This window comes from Halorhabdus sp. SVX81 (assembly GCF_029207715.1).
Taxonomy (GTDB): Archaea; Halobacteriota; Halobacteria; order Halobacteriales; family Haloarculaceae; genus Halorhabdus.
In genome coordinates this window covers 155,765-181,104 of record NZ_CP104322.1, presented here as the reverse complement: position 1 = coordinate 181,104, position 25,340 = coordinate 155,765, and the positions used below count along the sequence as shown (strand labels likewise).

The following is a 25,340-nucleotide window of genomic DNA, read 5'->3' as shown; positions in this document are numbered from 1 at the left end:
TACTGCGGATATGACATTCTTCCAATTCCGCTAGTGTTATAGCCTTCCAATGTTCATTGGGTGGTATGACTTTACACGGCAGAGAGCTCAACCAGGATGTCCGTGAGTTGGGGCAACTGCTGGGGTCGATCATCGAGGCACAAGACTCGACAGAAGCGTTCAAATCTGTCGAGAGGATCCGGAACAACGCGATCGCCTACCGTCGCGGGGACGGCGAGTCCCGTGAGCCGATCCACGACGAACTCGACCGGCTCTCCCCGGAGATGCAAGACGTCGTCGCGCGGGCCTTTACTACCTATTTCGAACTCATCAACCTCGCCGAGGAGCGCGAGCGTGTCCGCGAGATCAGAGAAGGGGTCCAAAGCGGGGACCTCTCGGACACCGTCGAGGAAGCCGTCGAGACGCTGGCTGCCGAGGACGTCGATCCGGACACCGTCGAGGAGATCCTCGAGGACGTCATGATCGAGCCGACCTTCACGGCTCACCCGACCGAAGCGCGACGCAAGACGATCAAGGCCAAGCTCTGGTCGGTGGGGAAGCTCATCCAGGACCTCGATCAGATCCGCCTCACGGACCGGGAGGTCCGCCGGAAGAAACGCGAACTCCGGGCGGAAGTGACGAGTCTCTGGCAGACCCCGCAGGTCCGCGATCGCCGGCCCGACGTGACCGACGAGACGCTGAACATCCAGTGGTACCTCGAGAACAGTCTCTTCGACGTCATCGACGAAGTCTACGACGAACTCGAGGTCGCGCTCGAAGAGGCATACGACGGCGAAGTCGACGTCCCGAAACTCTACGAGTTCCGGTCGTGGGCGGGCAGCGACCGTGACGGGAATCCGTACGTCACGCCCGAGGTCACGCACGAAACGCTGGACCGCCAGCGCAGCGTCGTCCTCGATCTGTATCGGGACGAACTCAAGAGCCTCTCCGGTGTGTTGAGCCAGGACATCGACAATCTGGAGATGAGCGAGGCGTTCGAGGAGACCCTCGAAACGCACAAAGCAGACCTCCCGGGCGTCGCCGACGAGATAGTGGACCGCTATCCGGACGAACCCTATCGCCAGAAGCTGAAACTGATGCGCGAGAGCGTGCTCCGGGTCGATGACGTCCGCTCCGGCGCGTACGACGACGACGGAGAGCTCCTTGCCGATCTCGAGAGCATCGCCGAGAGCCTCCGGGAGAACGACGCCGACGAAATCGTCGAGGCGCACGTCGAGCCGCTGATCCGCAAGGTCGAGACGTTCGGCTTCTCGCTGGCGAACCTCGACCTGCGGGACCACCGCGAGAAACACACCAACGCGCTGATCGAGACCCTCGATCGTGAGGGCATCGACTACGAGTCGATGGACGAGGACGAACGCGTCGAGTTCCTGACCGAGGCGATCCTCCAGGACGAGCCGGTCATCGACATCGACGTGACCGACGACCTCTCGGAGGACTCCCAAAAGGTGTTGACGCTGTTCTCCGAGGCCGCCCACTGGCAACGCGAGTACGGCGTCGATGCCATCGATACCTACGCGATCAGCTGGTTTGAAGAGTCCTCCCACGCACTGGAGGTTCTGTTCCTCGGGGACCAGGCCGGCATCGTCGACCTGCCGGGCTACTGCGGGTTCGACATCGTCCCGCTGTTCGAAAGCGAGTACGCGCTGACGCGTGTCCGGGAGATGTTGAGCACCCTCTTCGAGAACGAGGCCTACAGCCAGGCCCTGGAAGCACGCAACAACACCCAGGAGATCCTGCTCGGGTACTCGGACTCCTCGAAGGAGAACGGCTATCTGGCCGCCAACTGGGAGCTGTACCGCAATCAAAAGCGGATGGCCAACATCTGTGACGACTTCGACGTCACGCTTCGGCTGTTCCACGGCCGCGGCGGCTCGATCTCCCGCGGTGGCGTGCCGATGCACGAGGCGATGCTCGCCTTACCAAACCAGACCGTCAACGGCCAGATCAAGTTCACCGAGCAGGGCGAGGCCATCGCCGAGAAGTACGGCAACCCCGACATCGCCGAGCGCAACTTAGAGCAGATGCTCAACGCCCAGGTCCTGGCGCGGTACAACGCCATGGAGAACCCCGTCGAGGACATCCCCGAGGAGTGGATCGACGCCTTCCAGACGGCGGCCGACCACGCCAGCACGGAGTATCGGGACCTCCTGGAAACTGACGGGTTCGTCCAGTACTTCGAGCAGGCGACGCCGATCACGGTCATCGAAAACCTCAACATGGGCTCGCGGCCGGCCTCCCGGACGGAGGATCGGAGTCTCGAAGACCTCCGGTCGATCCCGTGGGTGTTCTCCTGGACGCAGGCCCGGTGTATCATCCCCGGCTGGTACTCCGTCGCCACGGGGATCCAGGGCTACCTCGACGACGGCGGCGACATGGAGACCCTCCAGGAGATGTACGAGGAGTGGCCGTACTTCGGGACGATCCTCGATCACGCCGGGATGGCACTGGCCAAATCGGACATGGAGATCGCCACCGAGTACGCCGACCTGGCCGACGAGGAGCTTCGCGAGCGGTTCTTCCCCCGGATCCGGAGCGAGTACGAGAACTCCGTCGAACTCATCCAGGAGATCTCCGGACGGGAGACCCTCCTCAAGCGGTCGTGGATGGAGGACAACCTCGAACGCCGGAACCCCTACGTCGACCCGCTGAACCTGCTCCAGATCCGGTTGCTCGCTCAATCGCACCTCACCGAGACCGAACGCCGGGCGCTCCGGCTGACGGTTCACGGCATCGCGGCCGGCATGAAGAACACCGGATAACCGACCTCACCCGCTGAATCTACGCCTGTTTTCGCAACTGTCTCTGTCGTCCGTTGCCGTGCTGGCAGCTGTTTGCCTTCGGCCCTCAGGTCAACACCGTATCGAGCAACTGCATCGGGTGGTGGATCTCATAGCCCGTCCCGTGTTCCATCTGCATCGAGCAGGTGGGACACTCCGTCATCCCGTGTTCGGCGTCGGCCTCGGCCATGTGCTCGAACATCTCCTCGCCGATCTCCATCGAGGTCTCGTACTTCTCTGCTTTCCAGCCGTAGGTGCCCGAAATCCCCGAACAGGAGTCGCCGACGTCGGTCACGGTGACGCCATCGACGTCTTCGAACAGTTCGACGGCCTGTCGCCCGAGGCCCTGATTCCGGGAGTGACACGGCGCGTGGTAGGCGACGTCGGGGAAGTCCTCGGCCTCGGCCCCCGCGAGTTCGGATTCGAGATCCTCGTGGATCCGGAGATACTCCATGGCGTCGTAGGTGTGAGCGGCGAGTTCGTCGATGCCCTCCAGATCGAAGAGGTCGGGGTACTCCTGGCGAAGCGCAAGCGAGCAGGAGGAGCAGGTACAGATCACGTCGTAGCCATCCTCGATGGCGTTGCCCAGGTGCTCGACGTTGACTCTGGCGTGTCGCCGGGCGTCGTCGACGCGGCCGTTGGCGAACATCGGCGTCCCCGAGCACTTCTGTTTCGGGACGGTGATCTCGTATCCCAGCGACTCGTAGACCCGGACCATCGCCTTGGCGACCTCGGTCGTGTTGTAGTTCGAATAGCAGCCGTGGAAGTACGCGATGCGCTTCTCGTCGCTTTGCACGTGGGCACCTCCACGCTCTGCTCGCGCCTCCCGCGCTCGCTCTTTCGAGGTGGCTTCGCCACCTCGCTCTGCCCACCATTCCCGAAACGTCTGCGTGGCGAACTCGGGGAACTCGCGTTCGCTGGGGATCTTCATCGTCTTCTCCATGAGCCACCGGACCGCCCCGTTGTTCATGAAGAAGTTCGCCGTCCGCGGGAGTTTCGACGCCAGCCAGGCCGACGTCCGGTAGTTGGCGAGGATCCGGTTGCGGATCTTCTTGATCGAGAGGGGCTGGTCCTCCAAGACGTACTTCGCCCGCGCCGTGTTGTGCATCTCGCTGAAGGGGACGCCGGAGGGACACCCACTGTCGCACTGCAGGCAGTTCGAGCACTCGGTGATCGAGTCGTCGATCTCGACCTCGCCCTTCTGGGAGAGTCGCCACTGTTCCGGGCCCTGGAACTGCGGGCCGGGGAAGTCGTCGTTGACCTCGGCGACGGGACACTCGGCGTCGCAGGTTCCGACTTTCGTGCAGTTGTCGGCCCCGGCCCGGAGATCCATCTCCGTGGTCGAGTCGAAAACGTCGCGTGGTTCGTAGCCCTCCTCGTCGCTCTCGACGTCGGCGTCTGTCTCCGCACGGTCCGTCGTGGTATCACCGCTCTGTGTGTCACTCATTGGATTAGCCCTCCCTCGCCGCACGCCGACCGGCGGCGTAGCCGGTCGCGATGGAAACGCCACTCGCTGATTTCTCTGCCGGGTAGTCGTACCCGCCGATCACGGCCCCCGCCGCCCGGAGGTTCGCGAATTCCGGGGTGCCTCCCTCATCCATCGGCCGGAGCGCATCGTCGACGACGACCCCGAACTCTGCGAAGGCATGGTCACCGAAGGCCTCGCCCTCGAACCACTCGTAGCGATCGTCCGGGTGAGGCACGTGACAGCCGAAGATCGGTTCGGCGACGCCCTCACGGTCCGAGTCGATCCCGCCGCCCGCGACGTCACCCGTCGCGAGGACGTACTCCTCGGCCGCGTAGGGTATCTGACTGCCCGATCGATCCATGTATACCGCCGAAATCATCCCGCCCTCGGCGTCGAATCCCACGATCGGCCCGCCGCCGGACTCGATCTGTCCGCCCGCATCATCGAGCGCGGCATAGAGCCGGTCTTCGAGCCGACCACCGAGGATGCTGGGCGGTCCCATCGGGATCTCGAAGACCGCCGCACCGAGACGGCCTTCGAGTTCGTCCCGGATCTCCGCCGGGTGGTCGACGCCCAACACCGCAGGGAACCCGATCCGTTCGGCGTCCTCGACGGACGGTTCGACTGCGTCGGCCAGGGCGGCCCGGACGCGCCGATCGCTGCCAGCACCGTCGACCGTCGGGTTCTCGTCGAGCAGGTGGGCGTACCGGGTCACCTTCGCGTCGTCGCGCACGACGATCGGGAACTCGACGGTCGCGGCGCTCGTCTCAGCGGGGATCCCCGCCGCGTCGAGATGTTCGGCAGCCACGCCGGCGTCGAAGCCGGTGAGCCGTTCGAAGTCGACGAGCAGGATGTCGCGGTCGTCGCTCGCCAGGCCCGCCGCGACGCTCGCTGGATACCGCGCCGTCGGCTTGACCGTCCCGCCGTGGGTCGGAACGAGGGCGTTCGCGTCGGTGTGGCTGCCGTGATACGTCTCCCCCAGCACGTCGTCGATCATCGCCAGGCCATCCCGGACCGTTCCCGCGCCGACGATCGCGTACGGGTGGGTGTCGGGCAGATCCCCGATGGCGTCGAACGGGTCGACCACCGGCCCGTCACCGTCGGCGTTCGGCGGGTAGCCCAGGACGTCGAGCAGGCCGCTTGCGTGATGCAGCGTCGTCTCGGCCTCGCTGACGAGTCGCACGTCGGCCCCCGCTCGCGCCGCCGAGAGTGCCGCCGAGAGCCCGGCGATCCCGCCGCCGATCACGAGGACATCCGAGTCAATCGCCACGGCCATCCCCCCTGCCACCGTCGGTGGCGACGTCTGCGGTTCCGTCCGCCGGTTGTCCGTCGCCGGCCGCGGGAGTGTTCGACGGCCCGGAATCGAACGCGCCGAAGTCAAGCGATCCGCCGCCGGCGGGGTCGCGATCGCGGTTCATCGTCAGCGCGTGCATCGTGTAGGTGATCATCGCCTGGGAGAGCTGTCTCCCCCAGAGCGCGTGACGTTGGCCCTTCCAGCGCTCCTGGTACAGTTCGTCGAGCGCCGCCCGTGCGCGCCCCTCGTCGAAATCGGGGTGGAGTTCGTTCGCCAGCCGATGGCTACAGAACCCACCTTGGCAGTTGCCCATCCCGGCCCGGGTGCGGATCCGGACGGCGTTGAGGTCAGTGCCGGACTGCTCGATGGCGTCGTTGACTTCCGCACGCGTCACGGCCTCACACCCACAGACGACCGGGTTCGGCTCGTCGGTGTCGAGAACCTCCTGCGTTCGTGACCCCAGGCGCTCGGCGCTCCGTTTGGCGATCGGCGAGCGCAGGCCGAAATCGTCCATCGCATCGTCGATGACGCCTTCGTCTTCACTGCCGGGAAGCGGTTCCTCGGCCGTCCGGCAGGTCGTCTCCATCCCGAATTTCTCGGCGAGGTGATCGACGAGCTGCTCGGCCATGAGTCGGTAGGTCGTCAGCTTCCCGCCGACGATGGTCGTCATGCCAGGGATGCCGTCGCGTTCGTCGTGATCGAGCAGGAAGAACTCCCGCGTGATATCCGTCGGATCGTCGGTCCCGGTGTCGGGTGGTTCATAGAGTGGACGGACACCCCAAAAGGACCGGATCGTGCGTGCGTCTTCGAGGATCGGCACGAGTTTCGACAGTTCCTCGATCATGAGATCGACTTCCCACTCTTCCTCCGGGTAGTCCTCGGGGTCGCCGACCTCCTCGTCGGTCGTCCCGAGGATCGCCGTCGTCTCGTGGGGCACGACGATGTCGGCGTCGCCCTTTGGCTGGCAGCGGTTGATCACGGTGTCGACCTGCCGGACGTTCATGATGGTCATCACCCCCTTCGACGGACGTACCTCGACGTCGATGTCGGCCATCGCCGCAATCTGGCCGGTCCAGGCCCCCGCGGCGTTGACGATATGGTCGACGCGGATCTCCTCGACAGACCCCTCGACCCCATGGACGCGGTTGCCCTCGCCGCTCTCGTGGGTGACCTCCGCGCCGACGATCTCGCCGTCCTCGACCAGCAGGTCGGTCACCGCCGAGAACGTCTCGATGCGAGCGCCGTGGTTTGCAGCACTGATGGCGTTGGCCACGCACAGCCGGAAGGGGTCGATCGCCGCGTCGGGCACTTCGATCGCCTTGTCGATGTCCCGGGCGAGAAACGGCTCTTTCCGGCGTGCTTCTTCGGCGGTGAGTTCGGTTGCGGGGATCGAACACTCCCTGAGCCCGTCCAATTTTTCCTGGTAGTACTCCTCGGTGTCCTCCGGTCGCTTGACGAAGAGTCCGCCCGTGTCCTCGACGCAGTGGGTGGCGATGTCCCGGAGGATCATGTTCTCGTCGATGCACTCACGCGCGCTCGCCTGATCGGAGACGGCGTAGCGACCGCCGCTGTGGAGCAGCCCGTGCATCCGGCCGGTCGTGCCGTGGGTAAGGTTGCCCTTCTCGACTAAGGTCACGTCGAACCCACGCATCGCGGCGTCCCGGGCGATCCCGACCCCCGTCGAGCCGCCGCCGATCACGAGCACCGATGGGGAAGTTGTCATTTGGTATCGTTGTCCACGGCCCACGGCTACTTTATTGTTCGCTCTGTCGGACATATCGAATCCCGAACCAGCTGCGTGGTATCCGGCGGTTGAACCCGGATAGCGGACGATATAGGAAGAGAAAGCGGGTTAGGTAAATTTTATAACTATTTATAACCAATATAATAGCCGGTAGCACAACGGGTGCTCGACCGGGAATCCAATGCATGACAGACACCTACGTCGGCGCGATCGATCAGGGAACGACCGGCACGCGCTTCATGGTGTTCGACCGCGACGGCCAGGTCGCGGGCAACGCCTACGAGAAACACGAACAGTTCTATCCGGAGCCAGGATGGGTCGAGCACGACCCGCTCGAGATCTGGGAGACAACGAAAGCGGTCGTCACTGCGGGACTGGCCGACGCCGGAATCGAAGCTGAACAACTCGAGGCGCTTGGGATCACCAACCAGCGCGAGACGACGCTCGTCTGGGATGCAGACACTGGCAAGCCCGTCCACAACGCACTGGTCTGGCAGGACCGCCGGACGACCGACCGGGTCGAGCAATTACAGGACGAAGACAAGGTCGAGTGGATCCGTGGAAAGACCGGTCTCGAACCCGACGCGTACTTCTCGGCGACGAAGACGGAATGGATTCTGGACAACGCCGAGCCACTGAAACTCCAGAGTCACCGGGCTGCGGACCTCCGCGACCGTGCCGAAAACGGCGAACTGCTGATGGGCACCATCGACGCGTGGCTGATCTACAATCTCACGGGCAATCACATCACGGACGTGACCAACGCCTCCCGGACGATGCTGTACAACGTCCACGAGATGGCGTGGGACGAGGAACTCCTCGCCGAGTTCGGGGTCCCCGAGGCGATGCTGCCGGAAGTGCGTCCCTCCTCGGACGAGGCTCTCTACGGCCACACCGATCCCGACGGGTTCCTCGGCGCGGAGATCCCCGTCGCCGGCGCACTGGGCGACCAGCAGGCGGCGCTGTTCGGCCAGACGTGCTTCGAGGAAGGTGACGCCAAGAACACCTACGGTACCGGCTCGTTCTATCTGATGAACACGGGGACCGAGGCCGTTGAATCCGACCACGGCCTGCTGACGACGATCGCCTTCCAGCGGTCGGGCGAGCCCGTCCGGTACGCCCTCGAGGGGTCGATCTTCGCGACCGGCGCGGCCATCGAGTGGCTCGAGGACGTCGACCTCATCAACAACGCCGCCCAGACCGCCGACCTCGCCAGTGCGGTCGATTCGACCGATGGCGTCTATCTCGTCCCGGCCTTCACCGGCCTCGGGGCACCCCACTGGGACGGCCGGGCCCGCGGGACCATCGTCGGGATGACCCGCGGGACTCGCAAAGAGCACATTGTCAGAGCCACGCTGGAGGCCATCGCCTACCAGACGCGGGACGTCGCCGAGGCGATGGAGGCCGACTCGGGGATCGAGACGACCGCACTCCGGGTCGACGGCGGGGCCGTCAAGAACAACTTCCTCTGTCAACTCCAGGCCGACGTCATCCGGACGGAGATCGTCCGGCCGGTGGTCGACGAGACGACCGCCCTCGGGGCGGCCTACGCGGCCGGTCTCGCCGTCGGCTACTGGGCCGACCTCGACGAACTCCGGGAGAACTGGCGCGTCGACCGGGAGTTCACGCCGGAGATCCCGGTGGAAGACGCCGACCGCATGTACAGTCGGTGGGACGACGCTGTCGACCGCGCGAAGGACTGGGCCCAGGAGGAGTAAATCGTGGTGGAGGCAGTCCTGACGCTGCCGGTCGTGGGTCTCGGCGTTGAGGCGTTCCTCGTGTTGCTCATCGCGGCGCTGGCCGGCGGTGCCTTCGGGGCGGCTCTCGGGGCCGTGCCCGCGTTCGTCTTCACCGGCTTCGTCGTCTTCCTCGGCGAGGGGCTGGCGATCCTCGAAGGGAACCTGGGGGATCTCACCGCAATCGAGGGCGACATCGCGACCGGCGTGACGGGGACGATCGGCTTCGGCATGGTGACCGGCCCACACGTCGCCTTCGCCGGCGGCGTCGCCGCGACGGCCTACGCCGGGCGGTACCACCCCGAGATGGCGAGTGGCGATTGGGCCTATCATCCCGGGAAGAACATCCTCTATGCGTTCGGGACGAAGCCCGATATCCTGGCCGTGGGAGCAGTCTTCGGGGCCTTGGGGATGGTCATCACACAGGTGGGCAACGGTCTCGGCCTCCCGACGGACAACATCGCGCTGTCGGTCGTGGCGACGGCCGTGATCGCCCGCATCGCATTCGACTACCCGATCGTCGGCCGCGTCGCGGGGGCGAACGTCCTCGACATGTCGCCGTTCGAGCGTGGCGAGGAGCGACCGGCCGAGACCGGCGAGCCCACACGCCCCGCAACCGAGCCCTGGCTCCCCCACCAGTACGAGTGGGCCGGTGTCACCGCGATCGGGCTCGTCGCCGGGATCGTGAGCGGGTACATCTGGCTCGAAACGGGCAGCGTGTTCATGGGCTATGCCGTCTCGGCGATGAGCCTGCTCTTTCTCAACCTCGGCGTCGAGAAGATCCCCGTCACCCACCACATCACGCTCATCGGATCGGTGGGAGCGATCCTCGCGATGGCGACAGTCGACAGCGAACCGCTGGTGCTGCTCGTGGCCGGTGGCTTCGGCATCCTGGCTGCCCTGCTCGGCGAGGTCACCCAGCGGGTCTTCTACGCCCACTCGGGAACCCATCTCGACCCGCCGGCGATGGCGATCGCGATCGTGATGACACTCGTCGGCATCCTCTATCTGGCGGGGCTGCTCCCGAACGCCGGATATCTGGGCCTCTGAGCGTCTGAAGGTTCGATTACTCGCGCAGCTTTTCGCGGTCGCCGGTGCCCCCGGTGAGGGCGCTCGCGAGTGCACCCTTGACCACCACGTCGTCGCCGAGCGTCGTGATCTCGAGGTCCGGAATGTTGCCAAAGACCATGTCAGGGAGGCGCTCGCGGATCTTCCCGACGACGAGTTCGGGGTTGTTCTCGGCGACTGCGCCGCCGACGTAGATCACCAGCGGCGCGTAGGCCTGGACGATGTTGGCGACGCCCATCGCGTTGAACGTCGCGAGGCGCTCGATAATTGCGTCGGCAAACGCGTCCTCACCGGCGTACTCAAAGAGGTCCGGGGCCTCGAAATCAGCGTCCATCACGGGCATGTCCGTCTCCCAGTCGCCGGCCTGGTAGAACTCCCGGGCGTACCGGGGAATGTTGTTCCCCGAGGCGTAAGCTTCCCAGTGACCCTCCTGACCACAGCCACACGTCATCGTTCCCTCCGGATCGAGGGTCATGTGGCCGATCTCGCCGGCGTTGCCGTCCCACCCGCTGAGAACGTGGCCGTCGACGCAGACACCGGCCCCGATCCCCGTCGAGATAGTGAGATAGACCATGTCGTCGGGGTTCTGGTCGCTGTAGAACCGCTCACCGATCACCCCGGCGTTGGCGTCGTTGTGGAGATGCACCTCGTCCGCCCCGGTGAGGTTCTCGATCGGCCCCACCAGGGGGATCGTCTCGATCGTATCCGGGAGGTTCGCCGGGTTCTCGACGACGCCCTCGTCGAGGTCCAGCGGCCCGACCGACCCGATCCCGACGGCCTCGAGGTCGGATGGGTCGACGTCCGCGTCCGCACACGCGGCACGCAGCGTCTCGAGGATTGCCTCAGTTACGGCGGTGCCAGTCGGTCCAGGCGGCGTCTCTCCTTTGTCCCGTCCGATCTCCTCGCCAGTCTCGTCACCGACGACGGCACGGACGTACGTCGCACCGAGGTCGACACCTGCGTATGCGGCCATATACGTTCAGGAATGGCGTTGGTCCACTTAACTGCACGCGTTTCGATGTGAATGGTATCGCCTCGCTGCCACTGAAAGTGGGTGGGCACTGCCACGAAGGCTGCGTGAAAAGACGAACGCAAGTCGAGCTATCTCGGACCCAAACAGTGACGAAGCAACAACGGAACCGAAAGCCGTGTCCTCAGTCGTCGAGCGTTCCGAGCTGGCCCTTATACAGGACGCCGCGCTCGGCGTCGAGCGTCACGGTCGCCCCGTCTTCGAGGTCGTCGGGAACCGTCATGTGACTCGCCGTGGGAATGTCGAGGCGACGACCGACGGTGACAGCGTGCCCGCGTCGGTTCGTGTGGCCATCGATGATCCCGCCGAGCGTTTCGGGATCGCCCAGGAACTCGTCGTCGAAGTCCTCGGGGACGGCGACGATCGCATCGTCAGGGACGTCTTCGAGATCACCGTCGGCGGTTCGCACCAACGGACCCGTGACGAGTCCGTCGACGACGGACTGTCCAGTTGCCACGGTCTCGGCCGCCAGGTGAACCTTGAGCATATTCGAGGTACTGGTGCCCTCGAGTTCGGTCATCATGCCGGAGATGACCACGACGGTGTCGCCGCTCTCGGCGATGCCGGTCTTCAGCGCCGACTGGACGGCGTTCTGGACGATTGCGTCGGCGCCCTCCGTCGTGAAGGGGGCCGTCGTCGGGAAGATGCCACGCGCGAGCGCGAGTTGTCTGCGAACCCGCTCGCTTGGGGTCGAGGCGATGATCGGGACCTCGGGGCGGAACTTGGCCGTCCGCAGGGCGGTGTAGCCCGACTCGCTGGCGGCGACGATCGCGGTCGCGTCGATATCGTCCGCCAGCGTTCGGGCCGCGTGCGCGAGGGCATCGGTCCGAGTCTTATCGGAATGGGGAATCCGCTGGTCGCGGAGTTCGGCGTACTCCGCGCTTTGTTCGACCTCGTTGACGATGTCGGCCATCGTCGAGACGACGCGAGGCGGATGCTCGCCGATGGCCGTCTCGCCAGACAGCATGACGGCGTCGGTCCCGTCGAAGATGGCATTGGCCACGTCTGAGGCTTCCGCGCGGGTCGGGCGTCGGGACTCCTCCATGGAGTCGAGCATCTCCGTGGCGGTGATAACGGGCACGCCGGCCTCGTTACACTGCCGGATGATCCGTTTTTGATACAGCGGCACCTCTTCGAGGGGTAACTCGACGCCGAGGTCACCACGAGCGACCATCACGCCGTAGGACGCCTCGATGATACTGTCGAGATTCTCGACGGCACCCTTGCGTTCGACCTTCGAGACGACCGGCACTTCGGTCCCTTCGTTCTCCAGGAAGTCGCCGATCTTGCGGACGTCGTCGCCGTCACGGACGAAACTCGCCGCCACGAGGTCGACTTCCTTCTCGGCGGCGACTTCGAGTTCCGTCCGGTCCTGTTCAGTCGGGAACGGGAGGCCGAGTTCGACGCCGGGAACGTTGACGCCCTTGCGCGCGCCGAGTTCGCCGCCGTTCTCGACATGGGCATAGACATCGCCATCCTCGACTTTTTCGACCGTCGTCTCGATGCGGCCGTCGTCGAGCAGGACACTGTCGCCCGGTTCGACGACCGAAATGTCCACGGAGAGGCCGACCTCTTCGGGTGTCGCGTCATCTCCCTTATAAAACCGGATCGTGGTCCCACCCTCGAGTTCGATCGGGTCGCGGATCGGGGCAGTCCGAACTTCCGGGCCGGGGATGTCGTGCATGACCGCGAGGGATTTGTCCATCTCCGCGTCGACCTCGCGAATGCGGTCGATCATCGTGCGCCGGTGTTCCGGCGAACCGTGGCTGGCGTTGAGTCGGGCGACCGACATGCCGGCCTCGGCGAGATCCCTGATGTCCTCTTTAGTCTCCGATGCAGGTCCGAGCGTACAGACGATTTTGGCGTTGCGCATTTGTTAGTGTCCCTCCGGGGGTGACGGCCACCGTCGGGTGGCGGTGATCGCCATGTCTAGAGGACTCTGTCCCCCAGGGATATGAAACTTATCAGAGCGATCCGATACGGCAAGAATTACCACAAAGAAGCGTGGTATGTGACTACGCACCGCGGGTACGTGGTCAAAAATATAAGAAAACATAGATATATAGTTCCCACGTGGGAAGTAATTCGAAAATGGATACAGCAACGAATAAGGTTAGTTTATATACATTTATGTAGTGTATGTTTAGCGGGCAGATACTTTTGTAACGGGGAAACAACGGTGCGAGCGAACGTGGCCGGAAGCCGACCCGTGAGAACAACGATGGCAGCAACATCACTCACCAGCCCGGCCTTCGGGGACGGCGATCCCGAGGGGGAGTGACGACACCGAAGCCACCGTCAACTCCCGCTTTCGATCGCGGGCGTGCCGGACGGCCGGCACGCGTATCGATTTGTCGCGTACGCGCTGGACACGACGCTGTCGCTGGGGCCAGGGGCGACGACGGACGACCTCGAAGCCGCCATCGAGGGTCACGTCCTCGCCGAGGCAACGCTCGAAGGAACGGACGCACCGGACCGTGTCAGCGGACCCGCAAGCCCGTGTCCGCGAACCGGCATATTGGAAGAAATACATCCACATATTTATACTGCGAACGGCCGACAGTTCGGATATGGCACCGACCCTGCGAGACGTGGCAGACGACAACGATGTCAAAATCGGGGCAGCGGCCGCAGCCGACCCGATCCGGGGAGACTTCCAGTATCGGGACGCGTTGCGGGAGTACAACGCCGTCACGGCCGAGAATGCCATGAAGATGGGGCCGCTGCGACCCGACGAGCACACGTACGACTTCACGGACGGCGACCTGATCGCCGAGTTCGCCCGCGAACACGACATGTACTTCCGCGGGCACGTGTTGGTCTGGCACAACCAGCTGCCCGAATGGCTGGTCCCCTTCCAGTACACCGACCGGGAACTCCGCCGCTTGCTCGAAGACCACGTCCGTACGGTCGCCGCGCGGTACGCCGGCGACGTCGACACCTGGGACGTCGTCAACGAGGCCGTCGCCGACGACGGCGGGTTGCGCGAGACGCCCTGGCTGCGGGCCTTCGGCGAGGAGTACCTCGATAAGGCCTTCGAGTGGGCCCACCAGTCCGCCCCCGACGCTGACCTCTTCTACAACGACTACGGCGCGGACGGGATCAACGACAAGTCCGACGAGATCTACGAGCTGGTCTCGGGCATGCTCGACCGTGGCGTCCCCATCGACGGCGTTGGCCTCCAGATGCACGCGCTGCACGACCCCGTCGATCCCGACTCGGTCGCCGAGAACATCGAGCGCTTCAAAGACCTCGGCCTGGAGGTCGAGATCACCGAGATGGATGTCGCCTACACGGCCGAAGATCCGCCCGAGGACCACCTGACGGTCCAGGCCGAGTACTATCGTGAGATCGTCGAGAAAGCCACCGAGGCGGGCTGTGACACTATCGTCGCCTGGGGCGTCGCCGACCACCACTCATGGATCCCCCACTTCGACGACACGCTGACCGAGGACCCCCTCCTGCTCGACGACAGCTACGACCGGAAACCCGCCTACGACGCGGTCGTCGACCTGCTGTCGTAAGCAGCGGAACGCGGCTGGGCGAACAACGACCCGGGCCAGTGTCAGACGACCACGGTGTACGGTCCACCCCGAGACACGTCGCAGTATTTCTCGAATAGCATATCGGAAATCCATCCTGGAGGAAAATATTAAGTAAGCAGTGGCAGATATGTAACGAATGTCTATGTCGGACGACGAGGGGATCATCGACACGGTCAAATCGGTGCTCGGGCTCGACGATGACGAGTCCGGACCGTCGTCGAACTGACCGAGGCGGCTGAGTCGCCATCAGCGAAGATTCGTCGGGGCATCGTTCGCACGCCTGGTTCCCGCCGTGTCGAATCGCCGGGGGTCTCGGGGGAGGCGTTCCCGGTCGTCGCAGTGCCCCCCAGCCTGGGGGAGCGGCCCGGCCGTTCGGGGGACTGTATGTTTGCCGGCGTCCCACGGGGCCGACGATGACTGTCCGGTGACCACGCTCGTAGCGTAGGAGCAACGATGACTTCGTGGCCGACGGGAACGGATCTGGCTGCTCTCTCAGGAGGGCCAGTCATCGACGAGAGGGGACTAAGCCGTTTTCGATTCCGGCCCGTCCTATCCGGACACCCGATGTGACCGCGAGCCAGACAACCCCAATCACAACATCTACCTGCGAGTTGCCCGAAGGAACGATATCCGTGTCCTACGACGCCATCGTCTTCGACCTGGACGGCGTCCTGCTAACGGGCTATCACACGGCCCCCGCCGTCTACCGAGAAGCGACCCGGGAGACGCTCGCTGACTTCGACGTGACCGTTGAAGCGGTCCCCGAGGAGTTGGTTAACCTGGACGATACTGACGAAGTCCGGCGGTTCTGTGACCGGCACGACTGTGCTCCGGACGCCTTCTGGGGCTATCGCGAACACGCCTCGACAGTTCTGGAAAACGAGCGAATCACGGCCGGCGAGCGCGAACCGTTCGACGACGTCGACGTGCTCATGGAGTTGGCCGAGGCGGCGACGCTGGGGATCGTGAGCAACAACCGCCACGGCACCGTCCGGTTCGTCCGTGACTACTTCGACTGGGGGGATGTCTTTGGGGCCGTCCGCGGCCGGGCACCCACGCTGGCCGGCTACGATCGAATGAAGCCAGACCCCCACTACTTGGGGCAGACCCTCGATGACCTCGGCGTGGACCCGGTCAATACGCTCTTCGTCGGCGATCGACGCTCGGACGTCGAGACGGCCCATCGGGCCGGTACTGACTCGGCACTGCTGGTCCGGGACGGCGATCGACCGGTCGGTCAAGCGGAGCCAACCCGGGTTATCGAATCCCTCCACGGCCTGAAACCGCTTGCGGGCGAGGAGTCCTGACTGACGGGGCGGAGCGGTAGCTGTGCCCTGTAGCTGTCGCCAAACTATAACAAAAGATAATTTAGAATGATCGGTTACCTTACATACGTTCGGGGTAAATCGTGAAAAACCGGACGTACTGCCCTTAAACACCCCGAATTTTGGGGGTATACTTTAGTTATAATGTATTACATACGTTGAAGTAGGTGGACTCTCCGATGACCGACGACGTGCGACGACACGGCGTAGGGGGTCAACCAAGAGCCCACCATCGCACGTTCGATGTCACTCTATCACGGTGATCACAATGGAAGAAATACGCATTCACGGTCGTGGCGGCCAGGGTTCGGTTACACTGGCACAGTTATTGGCACAGGCAGCACACGAAGAAGGGACCTGGGCACAGGCGTTCCCGGCGTTCGGCGTCGAGCGACGGGGCGCGCCCGTCGAGGCGTTCGCGCGCTTCGACGAGGCAAAGATCACGGATCGCAGCCAGGTCGACGAGCCCGACTTCGTCATCGTCCAGGACACGAGCCTGCTCGAGTACGTCGACGTCACCGACGGGCTCAACGAGGATGGCCTCGTGCTGGTCAACACTGACGCAGACCCCGAAGACCTCGATATCGAGACCGATGCCGAGGTCGTCACGGTCGACGCGACCGAGATCGCCCTCCAGCACCTCGGTCGCCCGATCATGAACACGGCCCTCCTGGGTGCCTTTGCCGGCGCGACCGGCCTGCTGGACCAGGAGAGCATGGAAGCCGTCATCACCCGCAAGTTCGGCGGCGAGGTCGGCGAGCAGAACGTCGCCGCGACCAACGAAGCCTTCTCGGAGGTATCAGCATGAGCCAATCGGAAGACCCATACGAAGACCTGACGATTACGACCGGTGCCGTCGTGGAACCGAACACGTCCCGCGTGAACAAGACGGGATCCTGGCGGCAGTTCAAGCCCGTTGTCGATCCCGACGCCTGTATCGCCTGTGGACAGTGTGATACGTACTGTCCCGACCAGGCAGCCAAGCCGGTCGAGGGAAAGGATCTCTACGGGTTTGATCTGGACTACTGCAAGGGCTGTGGGATCTGTGACGAGGTCTGTCCGACCGACGCGATCGAAATGATTCGGGAGGAGAAATAACAATGGCAAAAGCTGAACTGAACCCCTCGGACGAACAGCAGGTAATGAAGGGGACGTCGGCCGTGGCGAAGGGCGTCATGGCGGCCGACCCCGACGTCATCTCGGCGTACCCGATCACGCCCCAGACGGGCGTCGTCGAGAAGCTCTCGGAACTCGTCGCCGACGGGGAACTCGACAGCGAGTTCATCAAGGTCGACAGCGAGTTCAACGCCGCCTCGACGTGTATCGGCGCGTCGGCCGCCGGCGCTCGTGCGTTCTCCGCGACGTCGAGTCAGGGCCTGAAGCTGATGAGCGAACCGCTGTTCACGGCGGCTGGCATGCGCCTGCCGATCGTGATGGCGGTCGCCAACCGGTCGTTGTCGGCCCCCCTCTCGATCTGGGCCGACCACACCGACGCCTTCGCCGAGCGCGACGGCGGCATGCTCCAGTTCCACGCCGAGGACGTCCAGGAAGCCATCGACCACGTCCTGATGGGCTTCCGTGTCGCCGAACAGGTCAATCTCCCTGTCCTTTCGAACTTTGACGGCTTTATTCTGACCCACGTCCAGGAACCCGCCGACATCCCAAGCGAGGAGGAGGTCAACGAGTTCCTCCCCCCGCGGGATCCGGAATTCACACTCGACCCCTCGGACCCGAAGACGATGGGTGCCTACGCCCGACCGGAACACTGGACGGAGGCCCGCTACGAGATCCAGGCCGCGATGATGGAGTCCAAGGACGTCTGGGCGAAGACTGTCGAGGAGTTCAAGGAGGTCTTCGGCCGGGACTACACCGAGTACAACGGCATGATCGACACCTACCACGGCGACGCCGACTACCGTCTGGTCGCCCTGGGGTCGATGTGCGGGACGATCCGCGGCGTCATCGATCAGTACCGCGAGCAAGGCGTCGACGTCGGGCTCGTCCGTCCGCGCGTCCACCGGCCGTTCCCGACCGAAGAGATCCGGAAAGCGCTCGGCGACGCCGAGGCCGTCGGCGTCCTGACCAAGGAGATGTCGCCCGGCTACGAGTCCGCGCTGGCCGGCGAGATCAAGGGCACGCTGTATCACGCCGAGAACCAGCCACCGATCAAGAGCTTCGTCATCGGGATGGCCGGCCGGGACATCACCGCCGCCGAGATCGGCGCGATGATCGAGGAGACCATGGAGGCCTCCCATCCGATGACCTTCGACGAGCAGGAATCGTGGCCACAGCTGCGTGAGGAACTCCTCCAGACCGGAGGTGACAACTGATGAGTTCAGACTTACAGGATCAGGACTTCACTGACGAGGTCGAACACGGCGAGGAACTCTGGAACCCCGGCCACCGCGCGTGTGCCGGGTGTGGCCCCGCGCTGGCCATGAAGTACATCACCGAGGCCGCCGGCGAGAACACCATCATCAGCCAGCCCACTGGCTGTATGGAGGTCGTCTCGACGCCCTACCCCGAGAGTTCCTGGGGCACCAGCTACATCCACAACATCTTCGAGAACGCAGCGAGCGTCGCCTCGGGTATCGAGGCCGCCTACAAGTCCTTCGACCGCCGGGACCCCGATCACCTCGACGTCGAGGACTCCGATGACCTCAACATCATCGCGGTCGGTGGCGACGGCGCGACCGCCGACATCGGCATCCGCGCCCTCTCGGGCATGATGGAACGCGGTCACGACGTGACCTACATCATGTACGACAACGAGGCGTACATGAACACGGGCGTCCAGCGCTCGAGTCAGACCCCGCTCGGGGCCTCGACGACGACGTCGCCGGCCGGCGACGTCAGCATCGGCAACGACACCAACAAGAAGGACATGGCCTCGATCGCGGCCGACCACGGCGTCGGCTACGTCGCGACGGCCTCGATCTCGAACCCGCGGGACTTCAAGCAGAAGGTCGAGGAGGCGATCTCGCGTGACGGGCCGAAGTTCCTGCACGTCTACTCGCCGTGTCCGGTCGGCTGGAGTTACGAATCCTCGAAGACGGTCGAACTCGCCGAACTCGCCGTCGAGACCGGACTGTTCCCGGTCTTCGAGATGGAAGACGGCGAGATCACGGACGTGAACAAGATCCGCGACCGCAAGCCGGTCCGCGAGTGGCTCGAGACTCAGGGGCGGTTCAAGCACCTCTTCGACGACGAGGACGGCGAAGAGGCCATCGAGGAGCTCCAGGCGTGGATCGACGACCGCGCCGAGGATCTCGGACTCGACGCCTGAGACGCCCACGCCACGATATAGATCACCGATAGTTCCTGCAGCATATCCACTGTTGTTTGCAGCTTTCCCCGTTTCGTCCCTCAGTTTTCCACACTGATCCGTGCGTGGTAGAAGGATATATAAGGATCATCTATCTACGTTAGGTCATGGCACGCCCCCTCACGCGAGAGACGCGCGCCGCTCTTGCATTCCAACTGATACATGCCGTGATACAGGCCGCGTTGCCGTTCGTGGCACCGCCGGCAGCGTATCCGTTCCTGGCAGGTGGCGGTTTCGTTCTCGCGGTTGCAACGCTCGCAGTCACCATGACCACCATCCGGGACCGTCTGGAATCGCTTCACGCGACACGGACGGCCCTCGAAGATCGGATCGCGGAGCTGGAAGCTACGCAGTCGGCACTGGAAGACGACCGGTCGGCGCTCCAGCGGGACCTCGCGGACGCACGCGAGACGATCGAGTCCCGCAGAGCCGGGAACGATCACCAGCTGTCGCCGTCCAGGACAGTGCTGACACCGGATGGCGGGACGCGGATCGCCGACGATGCCAGCGAGTTCGACAGCACGGTAACCCAGTACGCACAGACAGCAGGGGCGGCCGGTGACGGCGACCTGACCGTCCGGCTGTCCGCCGATACGGAGTCCAAATCACTCCTGGAACTCGCAGACCGCTTCAACGAGACGGTGATCGCGTTCGAACGGACGATCCGGGCGGCCGACGAGTTCAGCGACGACGTCGCCGAGTCGAGCGGACAGGTCTCGACCGCAACCGAAGCCGTCCGCGAGGCCAGCGAGAACATGGCCGAGAGCATCCAGGACATCGCCGACGCTTTCCACGAGCAACACGAGCAGGTGACCCAGATCTCCGAGGAGATGGGCCAGATGTCGGCGACGATCGAGGAAGTCGCCGCCTCCTCGGACGAGGTCGCCGAGAAGGCCGACCGGACCGAGCGCCGGACAGTCGAGGGGATCGAGGCTGCCCGCGACGTCAGCGACGCCATGAACGAGGTCGACGACCAGACCGAACACGTCGTCGAGACCGTCGAAACCCTCGACAGCCGGATGGACGAAGTCGGCCAGATCGTCGACCTCATCGACGACATCGCCGAGCAGACCAACATCCTCGCGCTGAACGCCTCCATCGAGGCCGCCCACGCGAGCAACGGCAACAACAACGGCTTTACCGTCGTCGCCGACGAGGTCAAGAGTCTCGCCGAGGAGACCAAAGACGCCACCGGCGAGATCGAGAGTCTGATCACCGACATCCAGGAGCAGACGACCCAGACTGTCGAGGAGATGGAGACGATGCGTGAAACCGTCAGCGACGGCCAGGAGACGATGGACGACGGACTCGAAGCCTTAGAATCCGTCCTGGATCACGTCCAGGACACGACCAGCGGCATCAAAGAGATCAGCGACGCGACCGACGACCAGGCCGCCTCCAGCGAGGAGGTCGCAAGTATCGCTGACAGTGCTGCGGAGATCAGCCGCGAGAACATGGACGAGGCCGAAAGCGTCGCCGCCGTCGCCGAGGAGCAGACCCTCGCACTCGGCGAGATGTACGTCAACGCCAAGACACTCAGCATGCGCGCAAAGCAACTCTCGAACCTGTTCGATCGGTACGAAACGGAATAAAGCGGGGCGACTGGGGTGACCAGGGGGCGGTTCTTTTCGTGGGACGTGCCACGGAGCGAGACCGACGGGCCAAACGTTGAGTACGCCACCGCCAGCCCGCTATTCGCCGGACTGTGACTCGGGAGAGACAGCCGCCGAATCCGTGTCCGCCGGTGGCGAAGTCGCTCCCGCGTCATCTGTGGCAGGGTCGTCAGCTGACCGTTCGGGAGCGCCGTCCTCGACGAAATCCGTCTCGTCGAGATCGGCAGCGACCGCAGCCATCGCCTCGGCCGCCTCGTCGGCGGCGTCGAGGACGTTGTCGGTGTGCATCTCCATCTCGTCGGCGACCCGGATCGTTCCCTCGACGGTCGCGTTCTCGTGGAGTTTGACGTTCTCGGCGGCGATATCGCCCCAGACGTGGACGCCGGGGCCGATCGAGACAGTGCCTCCCCGCGTGGTCACGTCGCCCTTGATCTCGGTCGCCCGGCCGACCGTGAGGTCGTCTTTCGCCCGGAGTGACCCGAAGACGATCGTGTCCCGGCCGACGGTGAGTGACTCGGCCCGAAGGTTCCCGTGGAGTCGACAGTCATCGCCGATTCGCCCCGGCGCGGAGACCCGCCAGGCGTCGTCGCTGACGTGGGTCCCGCGGGGGACGAGTAGCGGTTGGGCATCCTGATCAGCGTCCAGAGCGGCCGCCAGGACGTCCTCGGCAGCGTCTTCCTCGCCGATCCGCAGCAGGTGCGAGAGGTACACAAACAGAAAGACGATCGTCGGCATCGGGTTCCGGATGACGATCCAGCCGTTGGCCTCGAAGCCGTCGTCGATGTCGACGTCGTCGCCGATGTCGAGATCGCCCGCAACTTTCAGTTCCCCGCCGATGTGGACGCGCTCGCCGAGATAGGCGTCCTCGCCGACGAGGACATCCTCGCTCACGTCACACCACATGTCGAGCCGGCAGTCGCCCTCGGCCTCGATGTGGCCGCCGAATCGCGTCCGCTCGCCCGCGATGACGTTGTTCCCCCGGACGCCAAACTCGACCGTACTCTGGCCGCCGACGATCACGTCGCCGTCGGTGACCAGATCGTGCTCCTCGACGGTCGTCCCGTCGGGGATCACCAACTCCTCGAGCGGCGTCGATCGCAGCACGTTCGTACGTGTGGAATCTACCGTCTTAAACCCCCAGCACGCGTCTGACGGGCGTCTGACGGCGTCGCAGGAAGCACCGGTGGGGTTTCAACCGTTGCCTCGTCCATGCCCACCGAACTGCGGGTTGGCACGACCACTACCCGTCCGTAACCTATCCAAACTTCTCCTCACCTACCGTGGCGTCGTCGGGGACGAGTGAAAAGCCAAGCGTCCGAAAGTCACTGTCGAACGCGAAGACGTGATCGACGGACCGTTCCTCCGCAAGCATCGCCGTCGTGTGATCGACGAACGAGATCTCCTGATCGTCGTAGTCTTCGAACTGACCAGCCGCTGCCTCGAAGGCTGACCGACTGACAGTCAGGACGTTGAAGCTCGCCGATCGTCGGACCGCCGTGAGGGCTCGAACGGCATCGTCGTGTCCGAGCTTGTAGAGACAGAGCGTCGCGAGCTCCGAGAGGACGGCCTGTGTGGTGTAAAGCGGTCGATACGCGAGATCTCCCGTCCGAATCGCGTCGAAGACTCGCTTCGCGGTCTCGTGATGTCTGTCGTCTGCATCAGCCCGTGCGTAGAACGCACCGGTGTCGATGAACAGTGGCGTCGCGCCCGCCTGACTCATACGCCACCGTATAGGATCTCGTCTGCGTTCTCGGAGACGTCACGCTCCCCTGACGTGCCGGGTTCGAGCTCCCAAAACGGGTCGTCATCATCGATCTCGGCCCCTTCTTCAGGCGAATCGATACGCCACCAGACGACCCGTCCCGCGGTTTTTCGGCTGGCGATCCGTCCTTGCTCTTTGAGCGAGCCGAGTTTTCGACGGGCCGTCTCTCGGGAACACTCAAGTGCCTCAGCCACGTCGCCGGACGTCACGACAGGACCGTCAACAGTTTCGAAGACACCGATGACGTCATCGAGCGTGACGGTCCGGGTGTACCGTCCGGAGTCCCCACGTTCTCGTGACATACAACTGTCTTGGACGTCTCTCGCCATGTATCTTGTGGTGTACGCCACGAGGTGAACGCCATCGGCGACCGCTGGCAGTGTGAAACGCCCGAGATACTCCGCCGGCGCGGCGGGTATCCGTGCTCCGTCGCCACTCAGGTACATCGTTCGATCCGCCCTCCAAGAGACTTATATCCGCCAGCGCGCAATTCCCGGGTATGACTGCCCTATCCTTCGACGAAACCGGCGTCGACGTCGTCTACGAGGGGACGGACTTCCGTCTCGACAAGGAGATGATCGAGGACGCGGTCGGCAAATCCTACCCCGACGTGACCGACCACGAGGTGCTCCAGCTGGTCGACCCCGAGCCGACGCTATCGGGTGAGCCACAACGCATCGCCGAGATCATCCCGTAGCGGACGCCAGCGTAGCGTCTACGTCGCCTCGTACTCACTGCTGACGACTTCTCGAATCCGCTCGGCGGTGACCTCGCCGACGCCCTCGACGTCGAGGAGATCCGCCTCGCCGGCGGTCATCACCGCCTCGACGCTGCCGAAGTGCTCGAGTAGCGCCCGCGTGATGACCGGCCCCACGTCGGCGATTGATTTCAGCATCGTTGTATCTTTCATCGCCCGAAAATAGGGCGTAGATCACAAATACATCCTTTGAAAACACTACGAAATATATAAAACAGTAATGAAGATAATAAGTGTATTCTCAAAAGAAATGTTTTATGTGTTTTCAATAATACCTATAGCTATAGTTGGCAATCAACCAGAATCCGCCGACGGATCGAGTAGCACTCAATCAACCACAGATCGCAATCCGAAGCGATTCAGGAATTTTCAAGGCGAACATTCGTAAAATCAGCTAGTGCGGGAATTACAGCAGCTACGTTATCGGGAACCACATTGGGGTCCGTGAAGGGATCAAATACTCATGATAGCGTTGCTGAGGACGACGAAATTTCCCTTATGGATCGGGCTTTTGATCCAATTTGGTATTCGCCAGAAGAACACTATTGGAAAGATACCATGAGAACTGAACCGGACGGGACGGAACATGAAGGAGCTATACTATTGAGGGGAACCCTGACACTCAATGAAATCCGAGAAGGGGATCACGATAACATGTTTTCATTCAATTTATTCTCATTTGGGATTGCAGCGAGAAAGGGTCTCCCTTGGTCAAATATTGATGACAATATCGGGCCGGTAAAGGTAATGCAGTCTGATCATACGATGAAAATCGAAAGTGATGATTTGGACGTGCGCGACATCACCACAAATTATCCACGGATTGGAGTAGCAACCGGTGAAAAACAAGAGGGCGAAGTCGATAGAGATGTCATAAAGGAGGTCCCAGATAGAAAAGATGAGTGGACTACGGAAAAATCGGACCTAGAGCAAGCAGAAACCGATCTTTCAGGTTCTGATGAGTCACTTATGCTCGGCGGGGCATCAATTGCGACAGGTGTGGCTGCTGGTGTCCCCACGCTTGGTGTCGGGACAGCGGCCTTATTAACTGGAACAAGTGCAGTATTCGGGCTTAGCGGAATGATTAATTCAATGGATGATAGTGGGGAGACAGAAATTCAAAAGGAAGATAAATGGAAGTATCATCTGAAGGAAACCGATAGTTTTCTCATATTCAACTACGACAAAAATATCTCCGTATTCTCCCATAATTTGATTATTGACGTACCGGTTGAACATGGTGAAAGTGCCAGTATTGATATTTATGATAGTATTGAAGAGTCTGGTGCAACTCCAGTTCCGTACCAAGATGACGAAAAGCCATGGGTGAACAACCACGAATCCATGGAGTGGACAGTAGATATTCCTTCTTATCGCTCGGGGGAGGATCCCGAAAAGAACCCACCATCTCCGGATGGTGCTGAGAAAACGCTATAGAATATCGATTATTATATATCTTTAATATATTAATCCATCATCTCTCGAAACTGAGTAATCAAAACAAAACTGCTAATGATAGTGATTACAATAATACCAGTAATTGGGCCTGGAAATAAAAATAACGCAGCTATCCCCAACGCCAAAATTATAAATAAAATAATATTTTGGATTTGATCTAAATTAGCCGTGTTCCAAGACATACTTTACAATAAGAATTACTAGCATATTAATGGAACGGACTCAATGTCATGAGGGTGGGATATGGATACTGTATATTATACCCGCCCTAACACACTCAATCGTTCTGTCCTGATAGCCCGTTGCACAGTTCGAACTTTTCAGGCATTATACTGTTATCCCACGTTGGGAAAGCAGTTATTCGCATCGAACGAGATGGTGCCAAGCGATTCGTTGGGATATTGAAACAAGCGATTGCTTTATCGACTATCGTCT

The 25,340-nt window shown here is 62.7% G+C and carries 20 protein-coding genes and 2 pseudogenes; 13 read left to right on the top strand and 9 right to left on the bottom strand.

From position 1 onward, the window contains the following. Window positions 1–65 precede the first annotated feature (65 nt). A complete protein-coding gene (gene ppc / locus SVXhr_RS00815; RefSeq protein WP_275738606.1) occupies window positions 66–2,762 on the top strand; it encodes a phosphoenolpyruvate carboxylase in 2,697 nt (898 codons plus the stop codon). Window positions 2,763–2,847: 85 nt separating this feature from the next. On the opposite strand, the gene SVXhr_RS00810 is transcribed toward ppc, so the two are convergent. From SVXhr_RS00810 to glpA, 3 genes are read right to left on the bottom strand one after another with little or no spacing between them, the layout of a single operon-like run. Beyond that, the gene (locus SVXhr_RS00810; RefSeq protein WP_275738604.1) at window positions 2,848–4,227 is read right to left on the bottom strand and encodes an anaerobic glycerol-3-phosphate dehydrogenase subunit C; all 1,380 of its coding nucleotides are present in this window, start codon (window positions 4,225–4,227) and stop codon (window positions 2,848–2,850) included. A 4-nt stretch (window positions 4,228–4,231) separates the two neighbouring features. Beyond that, window positions 4,232–5,518: a glycerol-3-phosphate dehydrogenase subunit GlpB gene (gene glpB, locus SVXhr_RS00805; protein ID WP_275738602.1), complete on the bottom strand. Its 1,287-nt coding sequence runs from the start codon at window positions 5,516–5,518 to the stop codon at window positions 4,232–4,234. Beyond that, complete coding sequence (glpA, locus tag SVXhr_RS00800; protein ID WP_275738600.1) at window positions 5,508–7,265, bottom strand: anaerobic glycerol-3-phosphate dehydrogenase subunit GlpA; 1,758 nt, start codon at window positions 7,263–7,265, stop codon at window positions 5,508–5,510. Before glpA ends, glpB begins: the two co-directional genes overlap by 11 nt. Window positions 7,266–7,471: 206 nt before the next feature. Here glpA and glpK point away from each other — a divergent pair, with 206 nt between their 5' ends. Both glpK and SVXhr_RS00790 read left to right on the top strand, forming a co-directional pair. Then, on the top strand, window positions 7,472–9,004 hold the full coding sequence (glpK, locus tag SVXhr_RS00795; RefSeq protein WP_275738598.1) for a glycerol kinase GlpK: 1,533 nt from the start codon (window positions 7,472–7,474) through the stop codon (window positions 9,002–9,004). Between the two features lie 3 nt (window positions 9,005–9,007). Continuing rightward, window positions 9,008–10,072 carry a hypothetical protein gene (locus tag SVXhr_RS00790; RefSeq protein WP_275738596.1) on the top strand — a complete coding sequence of 355 codons (1,065 nt, stop codon included), beginning with the start codon at window positions 9,008–9,010 and terminating at the stop codon, window positions 10,070–10,072. Window positions 10,073–10,088: 16 nt separating this feature from the next. Here the strand turns inward: SVXhr_RS00790 and SVXhr_RS00785 are convergent, their stop codons facing one another. Together SVXhr_RS00785 and pyk are read right to left on the bottom strand one after the other, a co-directional pair. Next, on the bottom strand, window positions 10,089–11,063 hold the full coding sequence (locus tag SVXhr_RS00785) for an ROK family protein (RefSeq protein WP_275738594.1): 975 nt from the start codon (window positions 11,061–11,063) through the stop codon (window positions 10,089–10,091). 181 nt (window positions 11,064–11,244) lie between these two features. Then, entirely contained in the window at window positions 11,245–12,993 is a 1,749-nt protein-coding gene (pyk, locus tag SVXhr_RS00780; RefSeq protein ID WP_275738592.1) for a pyruvate kinase, read from the bottom strand. Window positions 12,994–13,446: 453 nt separating this feature from the next. Between pyk and SVXhr_RS00775 the strand changes: the two are divergent. The 8 genes and pseudogenes from SVXhr_RS00775 to SVXhr_RS00740 all read left to right on the top strand — a co-directional run. Further along, window positions 13,447–13,593: pseudogene (locus SVXhr_RS00775) on the top strand (YbhB/YbcL family Raf kinase inhibitor-like protein); the annotation flags it as partial. Between the two features lie 97 nt (window positions 13,594–13,690). Next, a complete protein-coding gene (locus tag SVXhr_RS00770) occupies window positions 13,691–14,644 on the top strand; it encodes an endo-1,4-beta-xylanase (protein WP_275738589.1) in 954 nt (317 codons plus the stop codon). 653 nt (window positions 14,645–15,297) lie between these two features. Further along, entirely contained in the window at window positions 15,298–15,972 is a 675-nt protein-coding gene (locus SVXhr_RS00765) for an HAD family hydrolase (protein WP_275738587.1), read from the top strand. A 286-nt stretch (window positions 15,973–16,258) separates the two neighbouring features. Then, a complete protein-coding gene (locus tag SVXhr_RS00760) occupies window positions 16,259–16,798 on the top strand; it encodes a pyruvate ferredoxin oxidoreductase subunit gamma (protein WP_275738585.1) in 540 nt (179 codons plus the stop codon). Beyond that, window positions 16,795–17,088, top strand: coding sequence for a 4Fe-4S binding protein (locus tag SVXhr_RS00755; RefSeq protein ID WP_275738584.1), 294 nt, complete (start codon window positions 16,795–16,797; stop codon window positions 17,086–17,088). The genes SVXhr_RS00760 and SVXhr_RS00755 overlap by 4 nt, the downstream gene beginning before the upstream one ends. Window positions 17,089–17,090: 2 nt before the next feature. Continuing rightward, window positions 17,091–18,320, top strand: coding sequence for a pyruvate ferredoxin oxidoreductase (locus tag SVXhr_RS00750; RefSeq protein ID WP_275738582.1), 1,230 nt, complete (start codon window positions 17,091–17,093; stop codon window positions 18,318–18,320). Then, window positions 18,320–19,276 (top strand): thiamine pyrophosphate-dependent enzyme, encoded by a 957-nt coding sequence (locus SVXhr_RS00745; protein ID WP_275738580.1) that lies wholly within the window; start codon window positions 18,320–18,322, stop codon window positions 19,274–19,276. Before SVXhr_RS00750 ends, SVXhr_RS00745 begins: the two co-directional genes overlap by 1 nt. 146 nt (window positions 19,277–19,422) lie before the next feature. Next, window positions 19,423–20,907: a methyl-accepting chemotaxis protein gene (locus SVXhr_RS00740; protein WP_275738578.1), complete on the top strand. Its 1,485-nt coding sequence runs from the start codon at window positions 19,423–19,425 to the stop codon at window positions 20,905–20,907. A 99-nt stretch (window positions 20,908–21,006) separates the two neighbouring features. Here SVXhr_RS00740 and SVXhr_RS00735 read toward each other — a convergent pair whose 3' ends face one another. From SVXhr_RS00735 to SVXhr_RS00725, 3 genes are all read right to left on the bottom strand, one after another. Continuing rightward, window positions 21,007–22,032: a polymer-forming cytoskeletal protein gene (locus SVXhr_RS00735; protein WP_275738576.1), complete on the bottom strand. Its 1,026-nt coding sequence runs from the start codon at window positions 22,030–22,032 to the stop codon at window positions 21,007–21,009. 151 nt (window positions 22,033–22,183) lie between these two features. Further along, window positions 22,184–22,648 carry a PIN domain-containing protein gene (locus tag SVXhr_RS00730; protein ID WP_275738574.1) on the bottom strand — a complete coding sequence of 155 codons (465 nt, stop codon included), beginning with the start codon at window positions 22,646–22,648 and terminating at the stop codon, window positions 22,184–22,186. After that, window positions 22,645–22,992, bottom strand: a complete 348-nt coding sequence (locus SVXhr_RS00725) for an HTH domain-containing protein (protein WP_275738572.1) — start codon at window positions 22,990–22,992, stop codon at window positions 22,645–22,647. Before SVXhr_RS00725 ends, SVXhr_RS00730 begins: the two co-directional genes overlap by 4 nt. A gap of 197 nt (window positions 22,993–23,189) precedes the next feature. On the opposite strand from SVXhr_RS00725, the gene SVXhr_RS00720 reads away from it, so the two are divergent. Further along, entirely contained in the window at window positions 23,190–23,387 is a 198-nt protein-coding gene (locus SVXhr_RS00720; RefSeq protein ID WP_275738570.1) for a DUF5800 family protein, read from the top strand. Window positions 23,388–23,405: 18 nt separating this feature from the next. Here the strand turns inward: SVXhr_RS00720 and SVXhr_RS00715 are convergent. After that, a pseudogene (locus SVXhr_RS00715) lies at window positions 23,406–23,585 on the bottom strand (helix-hairpin-helix domain-containing protein); the annotation flags it as partial. A 306-nt stretch (window positions 23,586–23,891) separates the two neighbouring features. Between SVXhr_RS00715 and SVXhr_RS00710 the strand changes: the two are divergent. Beyond that, window positions 23,892–24,884 carry a hypothetical protein gene (locus SVXhr_RS00710; RefSeq protein ID WP_275738566.1) on the top strand — a complete coding sequence of 331 codons (993 nt, stop codon included), beginning with the start codon at window positions 23,892–23,894 and terminating at the stop codon, window positions 24,882–24,884. Window positions 24,885–25,340: the final 456 nt, after the last annotated feature.

What these genes read in the sequence shown, in the direction of transcription:
- SVXhr_RS00725 (WP_275738572.1), bottom strand. Translation starts at nt 22,992, where the DNA reads ATGTCACGAGAACGTGGGGACTCCGGACGGTACACCCGGACCGTCACG.
- SVXhr_RS00740 (WP_275738578.1), top strand. Translation starts at nt 19,423, where the DNA reads ATGGCACGCCCCCTCACGCGAGAGACGCGCGCCGCTCTTGCATTCCAA.
- SVXhr_RS00745 (WP_275738580.1), top strand. Translation starts at nt 18,320, where the DNA reads ATGAGTTCAGACTTACAGGATCAGGACTTCACTGACGAGGTCGAACAC.
- SVXhr_RS00785 (WP_275738594.1), bottom strand. Translation starts at nt 11,063, where the DNA reads ATGGCCGCATACGCAGGTGTCGACCTCGGTGCGACGTACGTCCGTGCC.
- SVXhr_RS00810 (WP_275738604.1), bottom strand. Translation starts at nt 4,227, where the DNA reads ATGAGTGACACACAGAGCGGTGATACCACGACGGACCGTGCGGAGACA.
- pyk (WP_275738592.1), bottom strand. Translation starts at nt 12,993, where the DNA reads ATGCGCAACGCCAAAATCGTCTGTACGCTCGGACCTGCATCGGAGACT.
- SVXhr_RS00750 (WP_275738582.1), top strand. Translation starts at nt 17,091, where the DNA reads ATGGCAAAAGCTGAACTGAACCCCTCGGACGAACAGCAGGTAATGAAG.
- SVXhr_RS00755 (WP_275738584.1), top strand. Translation starts at nt 16,795, where the DNA reads ATGAGCCAATCGGAAGACCCATACGAAGACCTGACGATTACGACCGGT.
- ppc (WP_275738606.1), top strand. Translation starts at nt 66, where the DNA reads ATGACTTTACACGGCAGAGAGCTCAACCAGGATGTCCGTGAGTTGGGG.
- SVXhr_RS00720 (WP_275738570.1), top strand. Translation starts at nt 23,190, where the DNA reads ATGACTGCCCTATCCTTCGACGAAACCGGCGTCGACGTCGTCTACGAG.
- SVXhr_RS00770 (WP_275738589.1), top strand. Translation starts at nt 13,691, where the DNA reads ATGGCACCGACCCTGCGAGACGTGGCAGACGACAACGATGTCAAAATC.
- SVXhr_RS00730 (WP_275738574.1), bottom strand. Translation starts at nt 22,648, where the DNA reads ATGAGTCAGGCGGGCGCGACGCCACTGTTCATCGACACCGGTGCGTTC.
- SVXhr_RS00760 (WP_275738585.1), top strand. Translation starts at nt 16,259, where the DNA reads ATGGAAGAAATACGCATTCACGGTCGTGGCGGCCAGGGTTCGGTTACA.
- glpA (WP_275738600.1), bottom strand. Translation starts at nt 7,265, where the DNA reads ATGACAACTTCCCCATCGGTGCTCGTGATCGGCGGCGGCTCGACGGGG.
- glpK (WP_275738598.1), top strand. Translation starts at nt 7,472, where the DNA reads ATGACAGACACCTACGTCGGCGCGATCGATCAGGGAACGACCGGCACG.